This window comes from Rhizobium sp. CRRU65, from assembly GCF_048551595.1.
Taxonomy (GTDB): domain Bacteria; phylum Pseudomonadota; class Alphaproteobacteria; order Rhizobiales; family Rhizobiaceae; genus Rhizobium; species Rhizobium leguminosarum_J.
In genome coordinates this window covers 129,487-155,241 of sequence record NZ_JBLYZH010000010.1, presented here as the reverse complement: position 1 = coordinate 155,241, position 25,755 = coordinate 129,487, and the positions used below count along the sequence as shown (strand labels likewise).

Annotated in this window: 22 protein-coding genes; 13 read left to right on the top strand and 9 right to left on the bottom strand. The window is 61.8% G+C overall.

The window, feature by feature from the left end; genetic code table 11:
- Positions 1-66 precede the first annotated feature (66 nt).
- Positions 67-1,560 (bottom strand): TRAP transporter large permease, encoded by a 1,494-nt coding sequence (locus ACM5SV_RS20920; protein WP_017995199.1) that lies wholly within the window; start codon positions 1,558-1,560, stop codon positions 67-69.
- Positions 1,561-1,581: 21 nt separating this feature from the next.
- Positions 1,582-2,121: a TRAP transporter small permease subunit gene (locus ACM5SV_RS20915; RefSeq protein ID WP_012759003.1), complete on the bottom strand. Its 540-nt coding sequence runs from the start codon at positions 2,119-2,121 to the stop codon at positions 1,582-1,584.
- Positions 2,122-2,449: 328 nt separating this feature from the next.
- On the opposite strand from ACM5SV_RS20915, the gene ACM5SV_RS20910 reads away from it, so the two are divergent.
- The 6 genes from ACM5SV_RS20910 to ACM5SV_RS20885 all read left to right on the top strand — a co-directional run bounded on the left by ACM5SV_RS20910 (position 2,450) and on the right by ACM5SV_RS20885 (position 9,219).
- Positions 2,450-4,753 (top strand): putative bifunctional diguanylate cyclase/phosphodiesterase, encoded by a 2,304-nt coding sequence (locus tag ACM5SV_RS20910; protein ID WP_012759002.1) that lies wholly within the window; start codon positions 2,450-2,452, stop codon positions 4,751-4,753.
- A 142-nt stretch (positions 4,754-4,895) separates the two neighbouring features.
- A complete protein-coding gene (locus ACM5SV_RS20905) occupies positions 4,896-5,648 on the top strand; it encodes an N-acyl amino acid synthase FeeM domain-containing protein (RefSeq protein ID WP_012759001.1) in 753 nt (250 codons plus the stop codon).
- A gap of 241 nt (positions 5,649-5,889) precedes the next feature.
- Positions 5,890-6,114: an aa3-type cytochrome c oxidase subunit IV gene (locus ACM5SV_RS20900; RefSeq protein WP_003552834.1), complete on the top strand. Its 225-nt coding sequence runs from the start codon at positions 5,890-5,892 to the stop codon at positions 6,112-6,114.
- Positions 6,115-6,270: 156 nt separating this feature from the next.
- Positions 6,271-7,419 (top strand): Re/Si-specific NAD(P)(+) transhydrogenase subunit alpha, encoded by a 1,149-nt coding sequence (locus tag ACM5SV_RS20895; RefSeq protein ID WP_012758999.1) that lies wholly within the window; start codon positions 6,271-6,273, stop codon positions 7,417-7,419.
- Positions 7,419-7,817 (top strand): proton-translocating transhydrogenase family protein, encoded by a 399-nt coding sequence (locus tag ACM5SV_RS20890; protein ID WP_003552830.1) that lies wholly within the window; start codon positions 7,419-7,421, stop codon positions 7,815-7,817. Before ACM5SV_RS20895 ends, ACM5SV_RS20890 begins: the two co-directional genes overlap by 1 nt.
- Before the next feature lie 7 nt (positions 7,818-7,824).
- Entirely contained in the window at positions 7,825-9,219 is a 1,395-nt protein-coding gene (locus tag ACM5SV_RS20885; protein WP_128405916.1) for an NAD(P)(+) transhydrogenase (Re/Si-specific) subunit beta, read from the top strand.
- Between the two features lie 75 nt (positions 9,220-9,294).
- Here ACM5SV_RS20885 and ACM5SV_RS20880 read toward each other — a convergent pair whose 3' ends face one another.
- The 4 genes from ACM5SV_RS20880 to rpsU form a co-directional block, all read right to left on the bottom strand.
- Positions 9,295-9,777, bottom strand: coding sequence for a DUF992 domain-containing protein (locus ACM5SV_RS20880; RefSeq protein ID WP_221968760.1), 483 nt, complete (start codon positions 9,775-9,777; stop codon positions 9,295-9,297).
- Between the two features lie 113 nt (positions 9,778-9,890).
- Positions 9,891-11,543: a sensor histidine kinase gene (locus ACM5SV_RS20875; protein ID WP_113546988.1), complete on the bottom strand. Its 1,653-nt coding sequence runs from the start codon at positions 11,541-11,543 to the stop codon at positions 9,891-9,893.
- 511 nt (positions 11,544-12,054) lie between these two features.
- Positions 12,055-12,924: a tetratricopeptide repeat protein gene (locus ACM5SV_RS20870; RefSeq protein ID WP_222014784.1), complete on the bottom strand. Its 870-nt coding sequence runs from the start codon at positions 12,922-12,924 to the stop codon at positions 12,055-12,057.
- A gap of 136 nt (positions 12,925-13,060) precedes the next feature.
- Complete coding sequence (gene rpsU, locus ACM5SV_RS20865; protein ID WP_003542939.1) at positions 13,061-13,276, bottom strand: 30S ribosomal protein S21; 216 nt, start codon at positions 13,274-13,276, stop codon at positions 13,061-13,063.
- A gap of 435 nt (positions 13,277-13,711) precedes the next feature.
- On the opposite strand from rpsU, the gene ACM5SV_RS20860 reads away from it, so the two are divergent.
- The gene (locus tag ACM5SV_RS20860) at positions 13,712-15,883 is read left to right on the top strand and encodes a CHASE2 domain-containing protein (RefSeq protein WP_222014782.1); all 2,172 of its coding nucleotides are present in this window, start codon (positions 13,712-13,714) and stop codon (positions 15,881-15,883) included.
- Positions 15,884-15,888: 5 nt separating this feature from the next.
- On the opposite strand, the gene ACM5SV_RS20855 is transcribed toward ACM5SV_RS20860, so the two are convergent.
- Positions 15,889-16,947 carry a FecR family protein gene (locus ACM5SV_RS20855; RefSeq protein WP_222014781.1) on the bottom strand — a complete coding sequence of 353 codons (1,059 nt, stop codon included), beginning with the start codon at positions 16,945-16,947 and terminating at the stop codon, positions 15,889-15,891.
- Positions 16,948-17,200: 253 nt separating this feature from the next.
- On the opposite strand from ACM5SV_RS20855, the gene ACM5SV_RS20850 reads away from it, so the two are divergent.
- Genes ACM5SV_RS20850 through ACM5SV_RS20825 form a run of 6 tightly spaced genes read left to right on the top strand, consistent with a single transcriptional unit; the run spans position 17,201 to position 23,183 of the window.
- The gene (locus tag ACM5SV_RS20850) at positions 17,201-18,454 is read left to right on the top strand and encodes a sarcosine oxidase subunit beta family protein (RefSeq protein WP_012758991.1); all 1,254 of its coding nucleotides are present in this window, start codon (positions 17,201-17,203) and stop codon (positions 18,452-18,454) included.
- Positions 18,454-18,855 carry a hypothetical protein gene (locus ACM5SV_RS20845; protein ID WP_012758990.1) on the top strand — a complete coding sequence of 134 codons (402 nt, stop codon included), beginning with the start codon at positions 18,454-18,456 and terminating at the stop codon, positions 18,853-18,855. Before ACM5SV_RS20850 ends, ACM5SV_RS20845 begins: the two co-directional genes overlap by 1 nt.
- 12 nt (positions 18,856-18,867) lie before the next feature.
- On the top strand, positions 18,868-19,209 hold the full coding sequence (locus ACM5SV_RS20840) for a sarcosine oxidase subunit delta (protein ID WP_128405920.1): 342 nt from the start codon (positions 18,868-18,870) through the stop codon (positions 19,207-19,209).
- Positions 19,206-22,199, top strand: coding sequence for a sarcosine oxidase subunit alpha (locus tag ACM5SV_RS20835; protein WP_222014771.1), 2,994 nt, complete (start codon positions 19,206-19,208; stop codon positions 22,197-22,199). Before ACM5SV_RS20840 ends, ACM5SV_RS20835 begins: the two co-directional genes overlap by 4 nt.
- Positions 22,192-22,740, top strand: coding sequence for a sarcosine oxidase subunit gamma (locus ACM5SV_RS20830; RefSeq protein WP_012758987.1), 549 nt, complete (start codon positions 22,192-22,194; stop codon positions 22,738-22,740). Before ACM5SV_RS20835 ends, ACM5SV_RS20830 begins: the two co-directional genes overlap by 8 nt.
- 44 nt (positions 22,741-22,784) lie before the next feature.
- Positions 22,785-23,183 (top strand): VOC family protein, encoded by a 399-nt coding sequence (locus ACM5SV_RS20825; protein ID WP_012758986.1) that lies wholly within the window; start codon positions 22,785-22,787, stop codon positions 23,181-23,183.
- Between the two features lie 14 nt (positions 23,184-23,197).
- Here ACM5SV_RS20825 and ACM5SV_RS20820 read toward each other — a convergent pair whose 3' ends face one another.
- Positions 23,198-23,686 (bottom strand): MaoC family dehydratase, encoded by a 489-nt coding sequence (locus ACM5SV_RS20820; RefSeq protein WP_012758985.1) that lies wholly within the window; start codon positions 23,684-23,686, stop codon positions 23,198-23,200.
- A gap of 90 nt (positions 23,687-23,776) precedes the next feature.
- Positions 23,777-25,753: a glycogen debranching protein GlgX gene (glgX, locus tag ACM5SV_RS20815; protein WP_012758984.1), complete on the bottom strand. Its 1,977-nt coding sequence runs from the start codon at positions 25,751-25,753 to the stop codon at positions 23,777-23,779.
- Positions 25,754-25,755: the final 2 nt, after the last annotated feature.

The window sequence follows — 25,755 nt, the reverse complement described above, 5'->3', positions numbered from 1 at the left end:
TCGGCGCTTTAGACGAATGCGATACCAGAACCCCGGATTTCCGTCCGGGGTTTTGTTTTTGCTGGACTATTTCGCCGGTGGCGGCGGTGCTCCCGGCAGGCCGTTCAGTGGCGGCAGGGTCAGGCCGGGGATCTGCGGTGAGCCATTGCCGCCGCCGCCCAGCGGTGGCAGGCCGAGCTGGCCGCCGAAGCCCGGGACTTCGATCTTGATCGAGTTCGGGTCGACCTTCGGGCCGTGATCCAGCCAATAGGTTACCGATTGCGGCCAGAAGATCACGATCGCCACCAGGATCAGCTGCATGCCGACCCAGGGGAGCGCGCCCATGTAGATATCCGAGGTCTTGACGTCCTTGCTGGCGATTGAGCGCAGATAGAAGAGCGCGAAGCCGAAGGGCGGATGCATGAAGCTCGTCTGCATGTTGACGCAGATCAGGACGCCGAACCAGATCAGGTCGATGCCGAGACTGGAGGCGACGGGTGCGAGCATCGGGATGACGATGAAGGCGATCTCGAAAAAATCGAGGAAGAAGGCGAGCACGAAGATGAAGATGTTGACGAAGATCAGGAAACCGACCGGCCCGCCGGGAATGCCCGACAGCATGTGCTCGATCCAGCGCGACCCGTCCATGCCCTGGAAGACCAGGCTGAAACAGGTGGAGCCGATCAGGATCATCACCACCATGGATGTAATGTGTGTGGTCGATGCCATTGCTTCGCGGATCAGCGGCCAGGTGAGGCGGCGATTCATGGCGGCAAGCACAATGGCGCCGACGACGCCGAGCGCGCCTGCTTCCGTCGGCGTTGCAAGACCCATGAAGATCGTGCCGAGCACGAGGAAGATCAGCACGATCGAGGGCACCATGCCCATCAGCACCTTCACGAGCAGAGCCCAATTGAAATCGCCGCGCACCTCTTTCGGCAGCGGCGGCATCGATTTCGGCCGAATAATCGACATCACCAGGATGAAGAGCACGAAGATCGTCACCTGCAGGATCGAGGGGCCGATCGCGCCGAGATACATGTCGCCGACCGACCTGCCGAGCTGATCGGCGAGAACGACGAGCACGAGCGAGGGCGGGATGACCTGGGTGATCGTGCCCGAGGCGGCGATGACGCCGGTGGCAAGGCGCGGATTGTAGCCATAGCGCAGCATGATCGGCAGCGAGATCATCCCCATGGTGATCACGGAAGCGGCCACCGTGCCGGTGATCGCTCCGAGCACGGCGCCGACGAGGATGACGGCATAGGCAAGCCCGCCGGGTATACCACCGAAGAGTTTGCCGGTGCCCTCGAGCAGGTCCTCGGCCAACCCGCAGCGCTCCAGCACCGCACCCATGAAGGTGAAGAAGGGAATGGCGAGCAGAAGGTCGTTGGAAAGGATGCCGAAGAAGCGCAGCGGCAGAGCCTGCAGAAAGACCTCGCCGAAATGGCCGGTGACGATGCCGATGATGGCGAAAAACAAGCCGACGGCGGCGAGCGAAAAGGCGACCGGAAAGCCGTAGAGCATGAAGATGATCATGCCCAGGAACATGGCCGGCGGGATGATGCCGAAATCAAACAAATCCGTTTCTCCCAGCCCGCGTTACTGCAGCGGCTTTTCGTATTTCGTATCGATGCTGATATGGCCGGTGAGGGCTGCGATCCGCTTGACCAGCTCGGAAACGCCCTGAAGGGAAAGCAGTGCGAAGCCGGCGACGAGGATCAGCTTGACGGGCCAACGGATCAGTCCGCCGGCGTTGCCCGATATTTCCCCCTGATGGTAGGAGAGCGTGAAGAAAGGCCAGCACAGCCAGGTGAGATAGAGGCATGCGGGAAGGAGGAAGACAATGAGGCCGACGATGTCGATCCAGATCTTCGCCCTGTCGGAAACCGAACCATAGATCAGGTCGACGCGGACATGCTCATTGTTGCGCAGCGCATGCGAGGCGCCGAGCATGACGACGAAGGCGAAGAGATACCACTGAATCTCCAGCCAGCCGTTCGAACTGTAGTTGAAGGCGTAGCGGACGATGGCGTTTCCGGCGCTGATCAGGCAGCAGAACAGCACCATATATTCGGAAAGTTTGCCCATGAACTGACTGATCGAGTCAATCAGCCGGCTTGCGGCCAGAAGTACCGACATTCGCCTCCCCTTGTTCTTGTTCCACCGGTTTTCCGGCAGTTTTTCCTCTTGCAATCGATGTAGACCACGGCCTTTGAAATTGGAAGGATAAATGCCTCGCGTTGGAGTATAGTCTTAGACGCATCGGCCCCGCCGTAGGGCCGTCAAATATTTCAACAACCCAGGCGTGGATAAATTATTTCGGTAATCTCGCCGGTAGGCTGCATTAACTCGCGTAAGCTGTGCGGTTCACCCTGTGGTTTTAGAAAATTTGACCAAATGTTTGATTCCATTGAAATCAATTTTTAAAAGGTTGGGCCTAGAATTCCCGCGCACAGGGAAAGTGTGGATGAAGCCAGATAACCCGAACAGGGTCCCTATAGATGTGTATCTGTCGTTTGTGAGTTCCCTTTCCGGGAACCGCATGACGCTGCTTGCTGGCGTGATCGTGCATGTCGCGACATGCCTTGCCGTTGCTGCCAAGACCCAGTCCTTCGTCTATATCCTGCTGGCGGCCGCCTTCCTCCTGGTCTTCTGCGTTCGCATGGTCATCTTCCGGCAGTTCGACCGCGTTGACAAGGAGAGCCTGTCGCACGCCGGAATCGAGCGTTGGGAGCGGATCCTGGTTGCGGGTGCTGCCTGCACCACCACCCTGCTTGGCATCGCCAGTGGCTACGCCATCTTCGTCGTCCATGATTCCTTTGCGGAACTTGCCTGCATTGCGGTTACCATGGCGACCATGGTTTCCGTTGTCGGCCGCAATTATGGTTCGCGCCTGGCGGTTGACCTCCAGACCTTTTCCTGCTGTCTGCCGATGATTGTCTGCAGCCTGTTGGCGCTCGATTTTTATCGTGGCTTGTTGTCGATCTTCCTCATTCCCTTCTGGCTGACGACGCGTGCCATGGCGAACGGCGTGCGCGAGTTCCTCTATGAGAATGTCATCGCGCGCCGGGAAATCACCATCATCGCCGACCGCTTCGATACGGCGCTCAACAACATGCCGCATGGCCTAGTCATGGTCGATGCCGAAAACCGCATCCAGGTCGTCAATCGCAAGGCCTGCGAGCTTTTGAAGATCGGTGCGCCGGATCGGTTGAAGGACCGCGATCTCGGCGCCGTGCTACGCTACGGCGCGCGCTACAGCTTCATGGACGCCTCGCAGCCGGAGCTCATCCTGCGCCAGCTCACCCAAGTCGCCGAAGGCAACCTGTCGCGCACGCTCATCCATTTCCCCGAGGGCCTGTCGCTCGAATTCTCCGCCAGCCGCAGGGCCGACGGCGGCGCCGTGCTGATCTTCGAGGACGTGTCGAGCCGGGTGAAGGCGGAGCAGAAGATCATGCACATGGTCCGCTTCGATGCGCTGACCGGCCTGCCGAACCGAGAATATTTCGGGCAGCTGGTGCAGGATTATCTCGCCAAACATCAAAGGAAGTCCGGGCCACTCGGCTTCATGGTTCTCGATATCGACGAGTTCAAACATGTCAACGACATGCGCGGCCACGTTACAGGCGACCACCTGCTTTGCGCCATCGCCGCCCGCATCAAGCAGGCCTCCGGCAACGCCATCCTCGGCCGGTTGATGGGAGACCAGTTCATCCTGTTCTTCCCGCATGCGAAGGAACAGGCCTCGCTCGACGTCGAGATCCGCCGCGTGCACGCCGCAATCCAGGGCAACTACGCAGTCGACGAGCTGACCTTCCTGGTTTCGCTCAGCGCCGGCTACGCGATCCTCGAGAGTGCTGCGTTTGCGATGGACGAATGGAGCGTCAAGGCGGATCTGGCGCTGTTCGAAAGCAAGTCGCGCTTCAAGGGCGGCATTTCCGGCTTCGAGCGGGAGATGGATGGCCGCTATATCGAGCAGCAGAAGCTGAAAGCGGATTTGCGCGACGCGGTCTCGGCGCAGGCGCTGCATCTTGCCTTCCAGCCGATGTTCCGGTCCGACGGCTCGCGGATCGAATGCGCCGAAGCGTTGGCGCGCTGGGTGCATCCGGAGAAGGGCTCGATCCCGCCCGACGTCTTCATCCGGCTCGCCGAAGATATGGGCATCATCTCCGACATCACCCGTTTCGTGTTGTTCAAGGCGTGCAGCGAATGCATGAACTGGCCGGAACATATCGCCGTCTCGGTGAACCTTTCGGCGCGGGATCTGCGCGATGCCGATATTCTCGCGGTGGTCGCCGAAGCGCTTGCCCATTCCGGTCTCGACGCGGCGCGGCTGCATCTCGAAGTCACCGAAAGCTGCCTGATCGACGAGCCGGCGGCTGTGCGCGCCATCCTGGCCGAGCTCAGGGCTCGCGGCATCACCATCGCCATCGACGATTTCGGTACCGGCTTCTCCAGCCTCAGCTACCTCGACACACTGCCGCTCGATATCGTCAAGATCGATCGCTCCTTCGTGCGCAACATCGTCGAAGATAACCGCCGCTTGAAGCTGCTGCGCGGCACGGTCCATCTCGCCCGTGAACTGGGCCTGAAGATCGTCATTGAAGGTGTCGAAACCGAGGAGCAGCTCGCACTGCTCAACAAGCACCGCAGCGCCGATCTTGTTCAGGGTTACGTTTTCTCGCCGCCCGTGCCTTCCCAGAATATCCCGCTGTTGCAGCAGGGCATCGGCCGCCGCGTCGTACAACGCCGCCGCAACAAGGTCGCCTGAGCGGTCTCAACAGACAGTTTCCCCCTTGAAAAGCGCATGCCGCGTTAACCTTAACGATTTAAAAACAAGGGAAATTATCGGATTTCCTTGCCTAAATTTCGCTGGCGTATGATTAATGATCCGTTAACGAGCGGATCGAGAAATGTCAGAGACACTGTTCAAGCGTAGCGATTTCAGCACAAAAATTTTGGAAGTTTTGGATCATGTCGAGTATCGCCGCGTCGAAAGCAGCGAAGACATGGAGCAGGTGGAACGGTTGCGCTACAAGGCCTACAAGGCCCATGACGTGCTGGCGCTTGCCCCGAAAGGGCTGCTTGATGACAGCGATTTCGACAGCCACGCCTATATCTTCGGTCTGTATTATTATGGGGAACTGGTCAGTACGATCCGGGTTCATTATGTGACACCGGAACATCGCCTCAGTCAGTCCGGTGGCGCCTTTCCCGAGGCGATGGATGACCTTCTGGATGCGGGGCTGACCCTGATCGATCCGGCGCGTTTCGCGGCCGACCCCGAGCTCACCGCCGATCTGCCGTGGGTTCCCTATCTGACGCTGAGGCCGACCATCGTGGCGGCGGCGTATTTCCGTGCGGACCGCGTTCTTCAATTCGTTCGGCCGCCGCATGCGGCCTTCTACAAGCGGGTCTTCTATGCCGATACGGTCGTGCCCGGCCGGCTGGCGAAGAATTACGGGATCGACATGACGCTGATGGCGACGAATGTGATCGAGGTCGGGCGAAAGCTGTTGACGCGCTATCCCTTCTTCATCTCGAGCGCCAGCGAGCAGCGCATGATGTTTTCGCGCAATCCCAACGACACCCTGCCGCCGCTCACCATCATTCCGACGGCGCGTTTCGTGCCGCAAGGCGAACTCGGTACCGACCTGCCGCTGTAATTTACCCTGTTCCCGACGGAGAGACGATCTCCGCCGGGCAGAGGAGGGCGATGGACGGCAGGCGATATCAGCCGTCCTTCAGGTCCGTCCAGGCCTCTGACATCGCGGTTGCCACGCGCGCCTGCGGCATTCTCATGCATTGCGCTTTCGCCTGTCATTGTGTAATCCCTGCAAGAAGGGATTTCCCTCGCTCAGGCTAGGGAATCGAGCAGCGCAGAGGCATTTCAGGGAGACGATATTTATGGCCGAACATCATACCGGACCGGTCGAGACCGGCGCGCCGATGGATTATAAAGAACATGAAAAGACCTACGACATGTTCATCGCCAGCGCGAAATACGGCTCGATGCTGCTCATCGTCCTCCTGCTTGCGATGACCGCTGGTTTCTTCGGCGGCGCCGGCCTTCTCGGTGGCCTCTTCGTCTTCATCATTCTTCTCGCAGCCGGCATCTTCCTGTTCCGCTGATCGCGTAGATTCAGAGGGTCAGAGCGGTCCTTTGTGCGTCCGAAAGGACGCACGGCACTCTGAGGGAAGGAGAGCTTCTCCGAAGCTTTTTGAATGAGGTGCTTGGCCTGCGCAGGGAAACCTGCGGCGGTCTGGCTGACCCGGAGGAGGGGGCAGTTGGGCAATATCGTTTTCGTTGCAAGGGAAGTCACGGGCGAGGAGACACGCGTCGCCGCCTCCGCCGAGACCGTGAAGAAGATGAAGAGTTTCGGCTTCGACGTCGTCGTTGAAGCCGGTGCCGGTGCGGCTTCGCGGATTCCGGATGGGGATTTCGAGGCCGCCGGTGCCAGGATCGGCAGTTTTGCGGATGCAGCCTTGGCCGATGTCGTGCTGAAGGTGCGTCGGCCCAGCGGATCGGAAATCTCCGGCTATAAAAGCGGTGCCGTGATCATTGCCATCATGGACCCCTACGGCAATGACGAAGCGATCGCGGCACTGGCAAGTGCCGGGCTTTCGGCTTTCGCGATGGAGTTGATGCCGCGCATTACCCGCGCCCAGTCCATGGACGTGCTGTCGTCCCAGGCCAATCTTGCCGGTTACCAGGCCGTCATCGAGGCGGCGGCGGTTTATGACCGCGCCATGCCGATGATGATGACGGCGGCTGGCACCGTCCCGGCCGCCAAAGTCTTCGTCATGGGCGCCGGCGTCGCCGGTCTTCAGGCGATCGCGACCGCGCGCCGTCTCGGCGCCGCGGTCTCGGCCACCGACGTTCGCCCCGCTGCCAAGGAGCAGGTCGCCTCGCTCGGCGCCAAGTTCATCGCCGTCGAGGACGAAGAGTTCAAGGCGGCGGAAACGGCCGGCGGCTATGCCAAGGAAATGTCTGCCGACTATCAGGCGAAACAGGCGGCTCTGGTTGCCGAACACATCGCCAAGCAGGATATCGTCATCACCACCGCGCTGATCCCCGGTCGTGCGGCGCCGCGGCTCGTTTCGCGCGCCATGCTTGCCTCGATGAAGTCGGGTGCGGTCGCCGTCGACCTCGCGGTCGAGCGCGGCGGCAATATCGAGGGCGTCGTCCCCGGCGAGGTCGCCGATGTCGAAGGCGTCAGCGTGATCGGTTTCGCCAACATGCCGGGCCGGGTTGCGGCCAGCGCCTCGGCGCTCTACGCCAAGAACCTCGTGACCTTCCTCGAGACCATGGTCAACAAGGAAACGCGGAGCGTCGTCGTCAATCTTGACGACGAACTCGTCAAGGCGACGATGCTGACCTATGCCGGGGACGTGGTTCATCCCGCCTTCGGCGGCGCGAAGAAGGGAGACATCTGATGGCCAGTGAAGCAATGGACAGGGCGCTGGAGCAGCTCGACCATGCGGTGACCGCCGTGATCACGGCGGCTGCCCAGGCACCGGAAGCGGCAAGTGCTGCGACTGGCGGGGCGATCGATCCCTTCGTCTTCCAGCTCGCCATCTTCGTCTTGTCGATCTTCGTCGGTTATTACGTCGTATGGTCGGTGACGCCGGCGCTGCATACGCCGCTGATGGCCGTCACCAATGCGATCTCCTCCGTCATCGTCGTCGGCGCGCTTCTGGCGGTCGGCATCTCGACCAGCGGCCTTGCGACCGGTTTCGGTTTCGTCGCCCTGGTGCTCGTCTCGGTGAACATCTTCGGCGGTTTCCTCGTCACGCAGCGGATGCTTTCGATGTACCGCAAGAAGGACCGGTGAGGGACTGATGACCAATATCGCAGCCTTCCTCTACCTCGTCTCCGGCGTGCTCTTCATCCTGGCGCTGCGCGGCCTGTCGCATCCGGCTACCAGCCGCAAGGGCAATCTCTACGGCATGATCGGCATGGGCATCGCGATCCTGACGACGCTGGTGCTGGCGACGCCTGACTTCGGCGGCTTCGTGCTGATCATCCTTGGGCTTGCCATCGGTGGCAGTGTCGGCGCCTATGTCGCCCGCACCATACCCATGACCTCGATGCCGCAGCTCGTCGCGGGTTTCCATTCGCTGGTCGGCCTTGCCGCGGTGCTGGTCGCGGCCTCCGCGCTCTACACGCCGGCTTCCTTCGGCATCGGTGAGATCGGTCACATCCACACCGAGGCGCGCGTCGAGATGGCGCTCGGCGTGGCGATCGGCGCGCTGACTTTCACCGGTTCGATCATTGCCTTTCTGAAGCTCGACGGGCGCATGTCCGGTAAGCCGATTCTGTTGCCCTACCGGCATGTGATCAATGCGAGCCTGTTGGTGCTGATCGTGCTCTTCATCATCGGGCTGGCCGCCACCGAGAGCCATTTCGACTTCTGGGCCGTCGTCGCGCTGTCGTTGGCGCTCGGCGTTCTGCTGATCGTGCCGATCGGCGGGGCCGATATGCCGGTCGTCGTGTCGATGCTGAACTCCTATTCAGGCTGGGCGGCGGCCGGCATCGGCTTCACGCTCGGCAATCTGGCGCTGATCATCACGGGCGCGCTCGTCGGCTCCTCCGGCGCGATCCTCTCCTACATCATGTGCAAGGGTATGAACCGTTCCTTCGTCTCCGTCATCCTCGGCGGTTTCGGCGGTGAGACGGCGTCCGGCGGACCAGACACGTCAGACAGGACGGTGAAGCTCGGCTCGGCCGAGGATGCGGCCTATCTGATGGCCAATGCATCGAAGGTCATCATCGTGCCGGGATATGGCATGGCGGTCGCCCAGGCCCAGCATGCGCTGCGCGAGCTCGCGGACAATCTCAAGAAGAACGGCGTCGAGGTGAAATATGCGATCCATCCGGTCGCAGGCCGTATGCCCGGCCACATGAATGTGTTGCTCGCCGAAGCGAATGTTCCCTATGATGAGGTTTTCGAGCTTGAGGACATCAACTCGGAATTCGCCCAGGCCGACGTTGCCTATGTCATCGGTGCCAATGACGTGACCAATCCGGCGGCGCGCGATGACAAGACCTCACCGATCTACGGCATGCCGATCCTCGACGTCGACCGGGCAAAGACCTGCCTCTTCGTCAAACGCTCGCTCGGCTCGGGTTATGCCGGCATCGACAATACGCTGTTCTATAAGGACGGCACGATGATGCTGCTCGGTGACGCGAAGAAGATGACCGAGGATATCAACAAGGCGCTCGCGCACTGATCGTTGCAGCCGCCCTTCGGGCGGCTGTTTGGTTCACGTAAGCAGGTAACTACTGTCTGCCTTGGACGACTGTCGTCAGGTCTCTCCCGGCACGAGCGTCATCTTCTCGACGCCGATCGCCAGGTTCAAACCTTCCTGCGCCTGGACGTTCAACGGCTGCAGCATGAAGGCCTTGTCGGTGCCGCCGGCGATGACTTTGGCGCCGGCGCCAGCACCGATGCTTGCATCGGCGCCGATCCCGTAATACTCGCCGGCAAGGGCGAATTGCGGGATATCCGTGCCGGTCTTTGCCAGCACCTGCCAGATCATGACGCTCTTGCCGGTCTGGCCGATATCAAGGCCGAATTTCTCGATTTTGCCGGCATAGACCGCCTTGGCGCCGCCGGCCGCCGACGTATAAGTGCAGATGAGGTTTTTCTGCGAGGTGACGATCAGACCCTGGCCGCCATCCGATCCGCAGACCAGCCGGCCAAGCGTGACATAGTTTTCCGCGCCCGCCGGGCTCGCCCAGGCAACGGCCGTCAGTGCCGCGGCTGCGATCATCGTTTGCTTGAACATGGTCTTTCTCCTTTGGAACGACCTGTCCGAAACGGGTGGAGATAGCGATTGTTCCGGGCGCTGTTTCAAAGTGATAGAGCGTCCTTAGCGCGTCATAAGAGACGCGCGGCGCTCTATTCCCGCTCCAGCGTGGCGCGTTGCGCCGTCAGCACCCATAACAGGCCTTCGGGCCGGAAATCGATCTCGACCGTGCCGCGGAAGGCGGAGGCGGCATGAGCCTTGATAACGGTCGTGCCGAAGCCCGAGCGTGATGGCTGGGTGACAGGCGGGCCGCCGCGTTCCTCCCAGGTGAAGCGGAGCAGGGCATCCGGCTTGTCTTCCTCCCTGACGTCGCGCCACTCGAAGCGGACACGGCCTTGAGGTACGGAGAGCGCCCCGTATTTCACCGAATTGGTGGCGAGTTCATGCAAGGCGAGGCCGAGATTCTGCACTGCATCCGGCTTCAGCACGAAGTTTTCGCCGCTGATGTCGATCTGCTCGCGCGATTGCGGGAATGCGTGCAAATGGATGTCGACGACCCGCCGTAGCGATACACCTCCCCATTGCTCGCTGGTCAGGAGCTCGATCGAGCGCACCAACCCCTCAAGACGGTCGGCGACGGCGGCGCGGAAGGTCTCGACGCTGTCCGACTGCTTGGCCAGCTGGCGCATCATTGCCTGAGCAAGCGTCAGAAGATTCTTGGTGCGGTGGACGAGTTCGTGCATGACGAAACGCAGCCGGTCCTCGGTCTGGCTACGGTCGAAAGAGGCATTCGAGAGGGCAATCGCTACCTGGTTCGCCTCGATGACGCTGGTCTCGACCGGTGAGACGATATGCCCTTCGCCCATGCGGTTTGCCATATCGGCGATATCGCGGATGGTGGTGCGCACCTGTCTTGCGACGGCATAGGCGGCCAGCACGGCGACGAGCACCAGTGCAACGCCGCCGATGATGAGGAAACGCCAGGTGCTGAGGATCGAAGCCTGGGCAATCGGTCCCCAGATCACCGTCTTCCACGACCAACCGGGAATCTGGGCATAACCGAGGAGCATGTGCGGCAGGATCGTCTCGTCCTCGAAGACGCCGCGGGACACGGTGAGCGCCGGCAGAATGCGCGGATCGAAGGGCGTACCGGGTTCAAGATTGGCGGGGCCACTGGCTGCAACGACGTGGCCGCTCTCGTCGATGACGGCGGCCGACCAGCCGGAGGCAAGACCTTCGGTGGTCACGAGCTTGCCCAGATCCTTTGCGTTTTGCGTGATGATGAGGGCTGCGACCGGATCATTCTTCCGTGGCAGGGTGACGTTATAGACCCATTCGCCGCTGGTCCGGCCGCGAAAGACGTCGGAGGCCTCGATGCGACCGGAAGCCATGACCGCTTCGAGGGCAGGGATGTTCGCCGTCTTGCCGAGCGGCGTGCCGAATGCCCGACGTGTGTTCAGCAGTTGCTGGCCGCTGCGGTCGACGGCGATGACGAAAAGCGTATTGTCTCTGAGGGCCGTTTCCGTGCGCTCATGGAAGGAGGCGAGATTGCCGTTTTCAAGCTCCGGCGAACTCGAAAGCAGCCGCAGCGTCGTCGCCATGTCCTGAAGCTGGCGGTCGATGATGCGTGAAAGGGCAAGCGCATCCTGGGCCGTCTCGCGCTTCAGCGTCGAACGCTGGTTGTCCTCCAGCTGCAGCAGAAGCAGCGCCACGAAGGCGAAGATCGGCAGTGCGATCGCCACCGCCATGGCGACGAGGTAGGTGCCGATCGAAGCCTTGGGAAAGAACAGCGCTACGATTTTCATCTGTTACGCCATATCGAATGCACGCATGCATAATTCCTTAAATCGGAATCGATTTAAGGACCAAATTATGCACGAATTCAAAGTGCTAAAGCGTTCTTCGTGCGTTTGAAAAGACGCGCGGCGCTGTAATGCGCGTGGCCCGCAACGATTTTCGCCTGCGGCCAGGAAAGCAAAGATCCGCATCTCTCGCAAACCGCCCCCAACACGTGTTCGAACATCCGATAGCGGGCTATCGAAGCAGGTCCATGTTAGGGGGAGCGAGAGCAGGTTGCAACACACTATGACAGGCCATCAACGATGATGGACGCTTTTTCGCTTCTCGGTGCAAGACGGTGCGGCCGGCTTTGCGGCTGCGTCGCTTCCTCCGCCCGGGTTAGCACGCTGTCACCTCGATGACATCGAGCGACCGGAAGATTCGCTTGAACATCAATGCTTTGGCCGACAGCTCCGAGGGCGCGACCGGCAAGAGGCCGTTGCGCCGCCCGATGCTTCGGGCTGCCCAATGATGTCCTTAGCCGGCTGGGGCGACGCCGACGCGAGCAAGGCCGTCACGAGCCGGCTGGTACTTCGGATCGAGACCGATCGCATGGCGATAGGAGCGGGCAGCCTTCGCCTTGTCGCCGCGGCGTTCGTAGACGAGCGCCTGGTTGGCCCAGGATTCGGCGATGTTGCCGTTAAGCTCGATCGCATGGTTGAAATCGGCAAAGGCGTTGTCGTCGTCGTTCAGCGCGATATAGGAAATGCCGCGGCCATTATAGGGCTCGGCCGAATTCGGGGCGAGCGAGATCGCTTTCGAGAAATCGTCGATCGCTTTATCCTGCTGATTGCGCTTCTGATAGATCAGGCCACGATTGTGGTAGGCGCGGCCATCGGTGGTGCCGAGCTGGATCGCCTTGTCGAAATCGTTGAAAGCCTGATCATCCTGGCCGGCCATGCGATAGACATTGCCGCGGCCGATATAGGCGACGTCGTAGCTCGGATTGATCTGCAGGGCGGCATTGTAATCGGTAATCGCCTGGGCCTGCTGGCCCATGTTGCGATAAACGAGAGCGCGGTTGGCGTAAGCCTGGAAAAACCGCGGATTGATCTGTAATGCCGTGTTGAAATCGTTCAGCGCCGGGCGGAACTGGCCGGCGCGGCCATAGGCGGAACCACGGACGTTGTAACCTTCGGGATCCCTCGGATTGGCGTTGATGACCGCCGTCAGCGACGCGATGTTCTCTTCCGAGCCCTGCGCCTTGTCGATGCGGATCACGGCATCCGTGGTATTGGTCGTCTCACAGCCGGCGAGGCCGAACATTGCCGCCAGCGCCAAAGCGGGCAGGAATGCCGTTTTCTGCAAACGCAGAGCGCGGGACGGATTAAAGGTATTGACAGCCATTCGGGCTCGCTTTCCCCATACGGCATATCCGGTGCGCGGATATGCGATCTCTCAGCGGCAAACTAAAAAAGGCGGCGGCGAACCGATCGCCCCCGCCACAATGCATCTGAAAACGTCGAAATAACGACGGAAACGCTCAGCGTGCTGCGACCAGACCTTCGCGCTGGGCGCGCTTGCGGGCCAGCTTGCGAACGCGACGAACAGCCTCGGCCTTTTCGCGAGCACGCTTCTGCGACGGCTTCTCGTAATAGTCGCGCATCTTCATTTCGCGGAAAATGCCTTCGCGCTGCATCTTCTTCTTGAGAGCGCGGAGAGCCTGATCAACATTGTTATCGCGGACAAGTACCTGCACGAGAATCACGTTCCTTTGGTTGGTTGATGCCGGAGGCGGCGCAGCGGCCTGAGGCAAAATAATTACGTTCGCGCGGCCGGAGCCTTGCGATTGGTGACGCGAAATAGCAGATCGGGTAGGGGAAGTCCAGATGGGGATGGGAGGCGGGCGGAAAAATCATGCTTCGCGTAATCCAGTCATGATCCGGCCGGTTCGGGCGCAGCTTCGTCCAGCGCGGCGATTGCCTCCTTGAGAGCCGTCCTGACCCTTGGGCGATCGGCGTGCTCCGGCGTCGACGATTTCGTTCACCAGCGCATAGGTTTCGTAGCTCAGGATGCTGAAAAGACAGCGCCCGGGATGCATCTGCGAATGGCGTTTGGACCGAAAGCGGCGTAGCCTGTCTGCCGGCAGGTGCGGGCCGTTCTGTCGGCCGTCGGAGGGACAGCCGGTGAGATCATGACGCGCGTGCAGCAAATCGGTGTCGTTATCGGCCTAGCGATCGTGGCTATGCTGACGCTCCTCCGGGCAGGCGATCCTGGGATTTTCAAGCTGATCCGCGGCGTGACGTTCGACGAGTATCAGCGGCTGGTTCCCAGGACCTTCGAGCCGATGCCGGTCCGCGTGATCGACATCGACGAGACGTCGTTGCGCGAATTCGGCCAGTGGCCGTGGCCGCGGGACCGGATGGCTCTGCTCGTAGACCGGCTTTCGGAGATGGGTGCCTCGGCCATCGCCTTCGATGTTCTCTTCGCCGAGCCGGATCGGCTGTCGCCGCGCAATGTTGTGCGCGACGTTGCCGGTGTGGATCCGTCCTTGGCCGAGAAGCTGCCCGACAATGACGAGATATTCGCCCGTTCGATTGCCGGAAAACCCGTCGTGCTCGGCTTCGGACTTTCCAACGAGGGCAACTACCGGCCGCCGGTCAAGGCGGGCTTCGCCTTCACCGGCGAAAGCCCCGTCTCGGCCCCACCCTATCTCGGCGCCTCGACGCCGCTCAGACCGCAATTGGAGGCCAATGCGGCGGGGCTCGGCCATATCAGCCTCAATCCCGGCAACCCCTCGCCGGTGGTGCGGGCGGTGCCGCTGTTCCTGACAGACGGCGAACAGCTCTATCCCAATCTCGCAATCGAGGCCCTGCGCGTCGCACAGGGGGCATCGACCTATGTGCTATCGGGCGCGCCCGATCGCGCCGGCATCATGACATCGGCAAAGGTCGGCGATTTCGTCGTGCCGCTGACGGCAGCAGGCGAACTCTGGCTCTATGTCAGCCCCGACCGGGCCGAGCGTTATATATCCGCCCGTCAGGTGCTCGCGGCCGGAGGGGCCTCTCCCGAGGTCGCGGCCGCCATCGACGGCAGCATCGTCTTTGTCGGCACATCGGCGGCCGGCCTGCAGGACATCCGCGTCACCGCGCTTGGCGAGAACGTTCCCGGCGTTTCGCTGCATGCGCAAGCCGTCGAGCAGATCCTCTCCGGCCATTTCCTGTCGCGGCCCGATTGGGCCGACGGGTTGGAAATCCTGACGATCGCGGTGGTCGGATGCCTGCTCGTCGTGGTGACGACCTTCGTCAGCCCCGCCGTCGCTCTGATCTGCGGCCTGCTGATCACGGCCATGGCGCTGGTGGCGTCCTGGCTGTCGTTTCTTTATGCAGGACTTCTCTTCGATCCGCTGGCTCCGATCGTCAGCGGATCGATCATTCATTTTGCCGCGACCTCGTTCCGGATCCTGGTGATCGACAGGGAGCGGCGCGCGGTGCGGCGCGCCTTCGGGCATTATCTTTCTCCATCGCTGCTCCACCGCATCGAGCATACCCCCGATGCTTTGCGCCTCGGCGGCGACGATCGCGAACTGACGGTAATGTTCGTCGACGTCAGGAGCTTTACAGAGATCAGCGAGCGGCTGGCGCCGACAGATGTCGTCGCGTTCCTGAACACGTTGCTCGATGCGCTGAGCCGCCATGTGGTGGCCCATGAAGGCACGCTCGACAAGTTCATCGGCGATTCGATCATGGCGTTCTGGAATGCGCCTGTCGATGTGGCCGATCATGAAACCAAGGCCGTTCGCGCAGCACTTGCCATGCGCGAAACGCTGGCCGAATTGAACGCCGGCGACGCCTTCGGCTTCGGGCCAGGACAAGAGGTCGGGATCGGCATCGGCATCCATACCGGCCTTGCCTGCGTCGGCAATATGGGCGCCAAGACGCGCTTCAACTATTCGGCGGTTGGTGATGCCGTCAACGTCGCGGCGCGGCTGGAATCATGCTGCAAAGAGGTCGGCTTCGATATTCTGATATCCGACAGCACGGCAAGGTCGGTGCGGGGAATGGCGCTGATCGAGGCCGGTGCCATCCCGCTCAAGGGCAAGAGCAGCCGAACGCAGATCCTCGCCGTCGTCGGCGACGAGCGCGTTGCAGCATCTGCCGAGTTTGCAGCACTTGTTGTCGTTCACCAGCAACTGATGCAGGCCCTGCTTTCGCATTCAAAGAACACCCGCAAGCTTATCGGCACGGCAAAGCTACGGGCGGTGCAGGTGATCGGCGGTTTGGCGGAATTCTATCAGCGGATCTCCGGCAGGACCGATCATTTTCGCGAAGTGCCTGGCCGCTTCGAGAAGAGCGCGGCTGACTGAAGGCGTCAGCGGTTCCGATTGAAACTCCGGCCCTTGTCGTGGTTGCGATCCCTGTCGTGATCTCTATCACGATCCTTATCGTGATCACGATCTCCGCCATGGTCGCGGTCGTGTCCTCGATGATCCCGGTCATTCCCGTGATTCTGGCTGTGATTTCCCGGCCTGTCATGCCGGCCATGGCCGTCCGGCCTGTCGTGTCCATCATGCTTGTCGGGCCTATCCGGCCTGTCGTGATGTGGCCTATCATGGTGCGGTTTGTCGTGATGCGGCTTATCGGGCTTGTGTGGCCTTTCCTTTTGCGGCTCGGCCTGTTTCGGCGGCGGATCTTGTTTCTGTGGATCGGGCGAAGCCGGAGGCGGGGGCCGGTTCCTGTCCCTTCTTTCCGGCGCGGCTGACGCCATATTGCAGCCGCCGAGCATGCCGATGCCGCCTGCAAGCCGCTGATTGCCGGAGAGGAAGGGCAGGGCGCGCTGATTTCCAAGTGTCGCGAGGATGCTGGGATCGACCCGGCGTGCCGCCGACATATCGCCGTTCGGCTTGGCCACCACACAATCGCAGCGCTGCTGCAATTGCCGGCAGCCGCCCGGGCCGCAGAAACGGGCAGCACCATTCAACAGCACGACGGCGGTCGTGCCATCCGGGCCGACGTAGAAATCGAAAGCGGTGCCGCGCACGCCGATCGTGCCGGCCGGCGTCAGGATCTGGTAGGCCGAGGAGTTGGAATTGCCGCTGACCCAGCGGAATGTGCCCTTTGCTGCCCTGATCGTCAGTTTCTTGACCGATTGGGAATCATCGAAGACATATTTGTCGATCACGACCGAGGAACCCCAGCCCACCGCGAGCTTCGTGCCGTCACGAAACACGAATTGGCCAAGCCCCGACGGTGATGTCTTGATGCGCTCGTTGCGATGGACGCTGGTGTCGACCTCGATCGGCCCGCTCTGTCCCGTCACCTGCGTCTTGATGACGACGGCCTGGCCAACCGGCTCGGCGGCGAGCGCCGGCCATGCGCCGCTTAACGCGATGCAAAGCATCGCGATTGATACTGAGCGCCAACCCCACATGATACACGTACCCCGGGAACGTGCGATTGTTAACATTTTAGCAATTGCTTGTCTTCTCACCCTCTTGGGTTAGGGGCGGTCCGGCGGCTCAGCGGAAATGCAGACGCTTGCGTCATCCGCCTGGAACGGCATTCTCGTCAGCGTGTCGAAAGCAAAGCTCTCGCGCGTCGCAAAAGAACCGTTGTGCCGCATTTGGATTTGCGATTTGTATGAGCGCGGAGAACAAGCCCTTTCCCGAAGGAGAAGAAGGCGGATGCGGAAATATTCGGTTTTTGCCGTGGCACGGGAGGCCCTTCGCGGCCACAAGGGCTGGGAGAAGCAGTGGACTTCGCCTGAGCCGCGCGCCGAATACGACGTCGTCATCATTGGCGGCGGCGGCCACGGGCTGGGCGCTGCCTACTATCTCGCCAAGGAGCACGGCATCACCAATGTGGCGGTGATCGAGAAGGGCTGGCTCGGCGGCGGCAATACCGGGCGCAACACCACCATCATCCGCTCGAACTATCTCTACGAAGAGAGCATGCACATTTACGAGCATTCGATGAAGCTCTGGGAAGGGCTTTCCCAGGAGCTCAACTACAATGTGATGTATTCGCCGCGCGGCGTGATGATGCTTTCGCACAATATTCACGACCAGCAGTCCTTCAAGCGGCATATCCATGCCAACCGGCTCTACGGCATCGACAATGAATGGCTGACGCCGGAGCAGGCGAGGGCCTATTGTCCGCCGCTCGATATCTCGGCCAGCGCGCGCTACCCGATCAACGGCGCAGCACTGCAGCGGCGCGGCGGCACGGCCAGGCACGACGCGGTCGCCTGGGGTTATGCGCGGGCGGCCTCAGACCGCGGGGTGCACATCATCCAGAATTGTGAAGTGACCGGCATCCGGCGCGGTCCGGACGGACAGGTGACCGGGGTCGAGACCTCGCGTGGCTTCATCGGCGCCAGAAAGATCGCCGTCTCGGCGGCCGGCCATACGACAACAATCATGCAGATGGCTGGTGTGCGCGTGCCGCTGCAATCGAGCCCTCTGCAGGCGCTGGTCTCCGAGCCGCTGAAGCCGATCTTTCCCTGCGTCGTCATGTCGAACACGGTGCATGCCTATATCTCCCAGTCCGACAAGGGAGAGCTGGTCATCGGCGCCGGCACCGACCAGTATAATTCCTATTCCCAGACCGGCGGGCTGCAGATCATCACGCACACGCTCGACGCTATCTGCGAGCTCTTCCCGATGTTCCGGCGCGTCAAGATGATGCGGCAATGGGGCGGCATCGTCGACAATACGCCGGATCGTTCGGCGATCCAGTCGAAGACGCCGGTTCCCGGGCTTTACGTCAATTGCGGCTGGGGCACCGGCGGCTTCAAGGCGACGCCGGGCTCGGCCAATCTCTTCGCGCATCTGATTGCCCGCGACGAGCCGCACAAATTCAATGCCGGGCTGACGCTGGATCGTTTCCGCAGTGGCCGGCTGATCGACGAGGCGGCGGCGGCGGCGGTGGCACACTGATGTGGACGGCGGCTCTCCTGACGATCGGGATCAGTGGCGCGGCAATGCCGGCCGGTGACGTCTTTCCCGGCGTCGGAGATTTCCGCCTGCAGAAGATCCACAGGGTTGCCGGCGAAAGCGAATGGCCCTTCGTTGCCGAGAGCGGCACGCTGCTTTGCGCGATGATCCTGCGCCAACCAGCCGTTTATTTCGTGCCTGAGGTCGGCGGAACGCCGGGACGTGCCTTCGTGATCGACAACGATATCGCCAAGATGGCTTTTGCGAATATCGGCATGACCGATGTGCTGGAGCCCTATGACAATTTCGAACAGCTTCTCAAGCGCCTCATTCCCTATGTGACGATGGGAAAGCGTCTCTGCAATCAACCTCCGGGAACCAATGTTTCCGGGTCGGAACTCTAAGACGGGTAACACATGCTGCTGATCTATTGCCCCTACTGTCAGGAAGAGCGCTCCGAGCTCGAATTCCGTGGCGCAGGTGACGCGCATATCGCGCGGCCCGCCGATATCGCCTCGATTTCGGACGAGGAATTCGAGTCTTATTTCTTTATCCGCGACAATCCGAAGGGGCTGATCTTCGAGCGCTGGCGGCATATTCACGGCTGCGGGCGCTTCTTCAACGCGGCGCGCGATACGGTGACCGACAAGTTCATCATGACCTACAAGGCGGGGGAACCAAAGCCTGAGATCGGTGCGGCGGCCAAGCAGCATGGGCCTGTCGAGACATATGAAGCCGTGGAAGGAGAGGCGCAATGAGCGGCGTGAACCGTATCGCCGGCAAGGGGCGCCTGACACCGGCCAGGACCGCGCGCTTCAGCTTCGACGGCAAGAGTTATACGGCGCTCGAAGGTGATACCGTCGCCTCGGCGCTGATCGCCAACGGCGTGCATCTCATCGGCCGTTCGTTCAAATATCACCGGGCCCGCGGTATTCTGTCGGCAGGGGCCGAAGAGCCGAACGCGCTGATCGACGTTTCCCGCGATACGGCACGCAAGCAGCCGAACGTGCGCGCCACCGTGCAGGAAGTCTTCGACGGCATGATCGTCAGCTCGCAAAACCGCTGGCCCTCGCTTGCCTTCGACGTCGGTGCGGTCAACAACCTGATGTCGCCGTTCTTTGCCGCTGGTTTCTACTACAAGACCTTCATGTGGCCGCGCGCCGCCTGGAAACACGTCTACGAACCGCTCATCCGTCGTGCCGCCGGCCTCGGCGTCGCACCGACGGAGGAGGATCCGGACCATTATGCCAGCCGCTATGCCCATTGCGACGTGCTGGTGGTCGGCGCCGGTGTTGCCGGGCTTTCGGCGGCGCTGGCTGCGGCCGAGACCGGCGCCCGCGTGATCCTTTGCGACGAGCAGGCGGAAGCGGGCGGGGCATTGCGCTACGATGCCGGCGTGAGGATCGACGGACAGGACGGCAATAGCTGGGCACAGAAGGCCGTGGCGCGGCTGAAGGCGATGGATAATGTCGAAGTGCTCACCCGCACGACCGCCTTCGGCTACTACAACCACAATTTCGTCGGTCTTGCCGAGCGCGTCACCGATCATATTGCCAAGCCTTCCCGCGATCTGCCGCGCGAGCGGCTTTGGCAGGTCCGGGCCAAGCGGGTGATCCTTGCCACCGGCGCGATCGAGCGGCACATGGTGTTTCCGAACAACGACCGGCCGGGCATCATGCTCGCCTCGGCGGGGCGGATGTATCTCAATCATTACGGCGTTGCGGTCGGGGCCAAAGTCGGCATCTACACGGCGCACGACTCGGCCTATGAGGCGGCTTTCGACCTGAAACGATCCTGTGTTTCGATCGCCGCCATCGTCGATTGCAGGCAGACGCCGGGAGCGGCGGTGCTGGAGGAGGCGCGTACGCTCGGCATCGATGTTCTGGCCGGCCAATCGATCGTCAACACCTCGGGACGGCTGCGCATCTCGTCGATGACGGTGGCGCGCAACGGCGGCGGTTCGCCGCGCAAGATCGCGGTCGATGCGCTGCTGGTTTCGGCCGGCTGGACGCCGTCCGTCCATCTGTTCTCGCAGTCGCGCGGCAAAGTGGCCTTCGATGCCGAAAGCCAGCGTTTCCTGCCCGGCTCCTATGCGCAGGACTGCCTCTCGGTCGGCGCGTGCAACGGCACCGACGACCTGCAGCGGACGATCGAGGAGTCGCTTGCCGCCGGCGAACTGATGGCGCAGGCCACCGGCAGAAGCAGTGGCGAGAAGATCGCAATTTCGGCCGAACAGGCCTATGACTGGACGGGCGGCATGATTGGTGCTGCCGAAGGCGCCGGGCCGAAGACCAACGCCAAGGCCTTTATCGATTTCCAGCATGACGTCTGCGCCAAGGATATCCGCCTTGCCGTGCGCGAGGGCATGCATTCGATCGAGCATATCAAGCGCTTCACGACCAACGGCATGGCCTCGGACCAGGGCAAGCTCTCCAACATGCATGGCCTGGCGATTGCCGCTGAAATGCTCGGCAAGGAAATCCCGCAGGTCGGCCTCACCACCTTCCGTGCGCCCTATACGCCGGTTACCTACGGTACGCTGATCGGTCATTCGCGCGGAGAGCTGTTCGATCCGACGCGCAAGACGCCGCTGCATGCCTGGGAAGAAGCCCATGGCGCGGTCTTCGAGGATGTCGGCAACTGGAAGCGTGCCTGGTTCTATCCGCAGGCCGGCGAGACCATGCATCAGGCGGTGGCTCGCGAATGCCGGACGGCACGCGAGGCGGCCGGTATCTTCGACGCCTCGACGCTCGGCAAGATCGAGGTGGTGGGGCCGGATGCGGCGGAATTTCTCAACCTCATCTACACCAATGCCTGGGACACGCTGAAGCCCGGCAAGGCCCGCTACGGTATCATGACCCGCGAGGACGGTTTCGTTTATGACGACGGCGTTGTCGGACGCCTGGCGGACGACCGTTTCCATGTGACGACGACCACCGGCGGCGCGCCGCGTGTTCTCCATCACATGGAAGATTACCTGCAGACGGAATTCCCGCATCTGAAGGTATGGCTGACTTCGGTGACCGAACAATGGGCTGTCATCGCCGTGCAGGGACCGAAGGCGCGCGAGATCGTCGCGCCGCTGGTCGAAGGGCTCGATCTTTCGAACGAGGCCTTCCCGCATATGAGCGTTGCCGAGTGCACGGTTTGCGGCGTGCCGGCGCGGCTCTTCCGCGTCTCTTTCACCGGTGAAACCGGCTTCGAAATCAATGTGCCGGCCGATTACGGCCAGTCGGTTCTCGAAGCGGTCTGGGCCAATGCTGAGCCGCTCGGCGCCTGCGTCTACGGCACGGAGACGATGCACGTTCTTCGCGCCGAGAAGGGTTACATCATCGTCGGGCAGGATACCGATGGGACGGTGACCCCCGATGACGCCGGACTTTCCTGGGCGGTTTCGAAGAAAAAGACGGATTTCGTCGGCATCCGCGGGTTGAAGCGGCCGGATCTCGTCAAGGACGGGCGCAAACAGCTCGTCGGCCTCGTCACCAAGGACCCGAAGCTGGTGCTCGAAGAAGGCGCGCAGATCGTCGCGAGCCCGAACGAGCCGAAGCCGATGACCATGCTCGGCCACGTCACATCAGCCTATTGGTCGGACAATTGCGGCAGGTCGATTGCCTTCGCGCTCGTCGCCGGCGGCCGGGCGCGGATGGGCGAAACGCTCTATGTGCCGATGCCGGACCGGACGATCGCCGTCGAAGTGACGGATCTGGTATTCTTTGACAAGGAAGGGGGGCGCATCCATGGCTGATGTCGCAATTCGCAAACCGGCGCTGGCCGGACGTCTCGGCGGCTCCGCAGCGGTGCGGTTGACGACCGCACCCACGGCCAGCCGGGTGGCGCTACGCGCGCCGGCGGAATCGCTCTCGGCACTTTCTTCTGCTCTCGGCCTGACGCTGCCGGATGCTCCGAAGACATCCGGCCGGGCCGGCGCCCGATCGGCGCTCTGGATTGGCCCGGACGAGTGGCTGGTGATCGATGAGGCCGGCGCCGGTCTGATGGCTGCACTTTCCGCCGCCGGTACGCTGCATTCGGCGACCGACGTTTCCCACCGCAATGTCGCGATCATCGTTTCGGGACCGGGTGCCGAGGCGACGCTTTCGGGCGGCTGCCCACAGGATCTGTCGCTTTCTTCCTTTCCGGTCGGCGCCGCATCGCGCACGGTCTTCGGCAAGGCGGAAATCGTGCTTTTCCGTACGGAAGAAGACACGTTCCGGGTGGAGTGCTGGCGGTCGTTTTCGGATTATGTCTTCGGGCTGCTGAACGAGGCGGCTGAAGACGCTGGGCACTGAGTCTCAGCAAATCGCGGGCGTGCGCTCATTCAAGGGGTAAGCGAATGCTGCACCATGTCTCCCTCGGTGTTTCCGATATCGAGCGGTCGGCGGCATTTTACGATGCCGCCCTTGCCGCGCTCGGCTATATCAGGGTCTGGGACGATATCAGGCCAGGGCAAACAGGGGAGGCAATCGGCTACGGCCTTCCCGGCGGCGGGGACAAGCTGGCGATCAAGCATCGCCCGGACGGCCAGCGTGCGCCCGGCCCGGGTTTTCATCTGGCGTTTGCCGCGCCGAACCGCCAGGCAGTCGATCAGTTTTATGCGGCGGCAATCGCGCATGGCGGCAGCGACAATGGTCGTCCCGGCCTGCGGTCTCATTACGGTGAGCACTATTATGCGGCGTTCGTCATGGATCCCGACGGACATGCTCTCGAAGCCGTGTTCAATTCGGCCGAATAACAAAGCGATTTTGCTCAGATGTCCGCGGGACGGTCCTTCGGGTCGAATTGGATGATGGTGATCCATTTTGCCGTCAGTGCCGGCTTCTTCTCGTTTTCGATCTCGATCGTAACGTCATAGGTGGTCATCAGCATGCCGGCGCCGCGGAAGCGGGCTTCGGAAAGCAGGAAGCGACCGCGAACGCGGGCGCCGCTTTTCACCGGCGTCATGAAGCGGACGCGATCGAAGCCGTAATTGATGCCAAGAGTCTGCTCGCGCACTTTCGGCAGGCAGTTGTAGTTCATCGTCGACAGCAGAGACAGGGTCAGGAAGCCATGGGCGATGGTGCCGCCGAAGGGGCTTTCGGCCGCCGCGCGTGCGGGATCAACGTGGATGAACTGATGGTCGTCGGTCGCCGACGCGAAGGCGTCGATCATCGTCTGGTCGACGGTGACCCAATCCGAAAGGCCCGTTTCCATGCCGATCAATCCCCGCACGTCGGAGAGTGAAATTTCCGTGACCATGAATTCCTCGTGAAATAAGCCGCCGCGGCAAAGCCTTATCGTGCATTTGTGACGATTGCGACAAGGATTTGCGTGCGGGACGGGAGGCGGTCAATTTTCTACGAAAAAGGCAATCGAGCGTGGCTCGACGGTTGCACGGCCACCGGTTTTCTTCGCTCCATCCGGGGTCAACTGGCGCCAGCCCGGTTCGCTCTGAGAAGGCAGCGTGAAAAATTGGCGGCTCCCCGAGCGATTGAAAAGCACACCAAGCCTGGTCTGCCTGCCGCGAGAGGAGCGGTCACCGGTCGATAACAGCATGCCGAGGGTGGAGAGCGACGGCGTCTCCCATTCGGCAACGCTCATCGGTTCGCCGGAAAGCGAAATCCATTCGACATCGCCATTTCCCGCCAGGAAGCCCGTTTCGGAGAAAACGGTGAAACGGCGACGTAACCCTGCAACGAAGGCGGTATGGGCGATGAGACCCTCGTCCAACGCCTTCCAGTCCAGCCAGGTGATCTCGTTGTCCTGGCAATAGGCGTTGTTGTTGCCGTGCTGGCTGCGGCCGCCCTCGTCGCCCGCCGTCAGCATGATGCTGCCGCGGGTGGCAAAAAGCGTTGAGATCAGCGCCATCACATCGTCCCGGCGACGCTTGCGGATCGTCGGATAGACGGTTTCCCCCTCGACGCCGTTGTTCCAGGAATGATTCTCGTTATGGCCGTCGCGATTGTGTTCGCCGTTGGCGTCGTTGTGCTTTGCGGCATAGGAGACGAGATCGATCAGCGTGAAGCCGTCATGGGCGGCGAGAAAATTGACGCTGCGCGTCTCGTTGCCGTCGTTGCGGGAGAAGATGTCGGAGGAGCCGGCAAGTGCGGTTGCCAGCGCGCCGGTCTTCCAATCGTCGCCGCGCCAGTAGCAGCGCAGATCATCGCGAACCCGGTCGTTCCATTCAAGGAAGGGCGGCGGGAAATTGCCGAGCTGGTAACCGCCCGGGCCGATATCCCAGGGTTCGGCGATCATGATCCGGTCGGCAAGCACATCGTCGGAGAGGATCGAGGCCAGTGTTCCGTCGCGTTCGAAGCCCGTCGCGGTGCGGCCGAGTACCGGGGCGAGATCGAAGCGAAAACCGTCGACGCCGGCGTTGAGCACGAAATGGCGTAGGCTGTCGATGACGAGGCGGCGAACCTCAGGATGATCGCAGGCGAGCGTGTTGCCGGTGCCTGTGTCGTTGACGAGTTCGCCCGGGCAATTCTGGGCGTGGCGATAATAATGCAGGTTGTCGAGGCCGCGCAGCGACAGCGTCGCGCCGTAACGGTCGCTCTCGCCGGTATGGTTGAAGACGAGGTCGAGGATGACGGCGATGCCTTCGGCATGGAGGGCCGCGACCGTCTGGCGCAACTCGGTCATGCCGCCAGGCACGAGCCGCGGGTCGAGCGCCATGAAGGCGACGGGATTGTAGCCCCAGCCGTTGGTGAGGCCGAGCGGCGGAAGGTGGCGTTCGTCGATCCAGGCGGTGATCGGCATCAGTTCGACGGCATCGACACCGATCCGCTTCAGATGTGCGACGACGGAGGGATGGGCAAGCGCTGCGACCGTGCCGCGCTCAGCCTCCGGCACGTCGGGATGGAGAATGGTGAAGGGCCGTACCGCCACCTCATAGATAAAGCCGCCCGGTTTGAAGAGCGGCTTGCTGATCGCGGCTCGGGTATCGGTGGTGACAATCGCCTTCGGCATCAGATCCTGGCTGTCCTCGCCATAGATGCCGAGGCGGGGATCGTAGCGGAACGGCCTATCGATCTCCTTGGCGTAGGGATCGATCAGCAGTTTGGAGGGATCGAACCAGAGGCCGTTATCGGGCGCATAAATACCGTCGGCGCGATAGCCGTAGCGCGCGCCCGCCTTCAATCCGTCGACAAACAGTCGATGGATGTGGTTGCTGTCGCGCGCCATCGGCAGGCGCGCGAATTCCCTGTTGCCGTCATCCTCGAAGAGGCAGAGTTCGATCTGTGCGGCATGATGCGACCATACGGCAAATTCGACGCCGGTCTCGAAGACGATCGCGCCGGCTTGCGCCGAACTGTTCCCCCGCATGT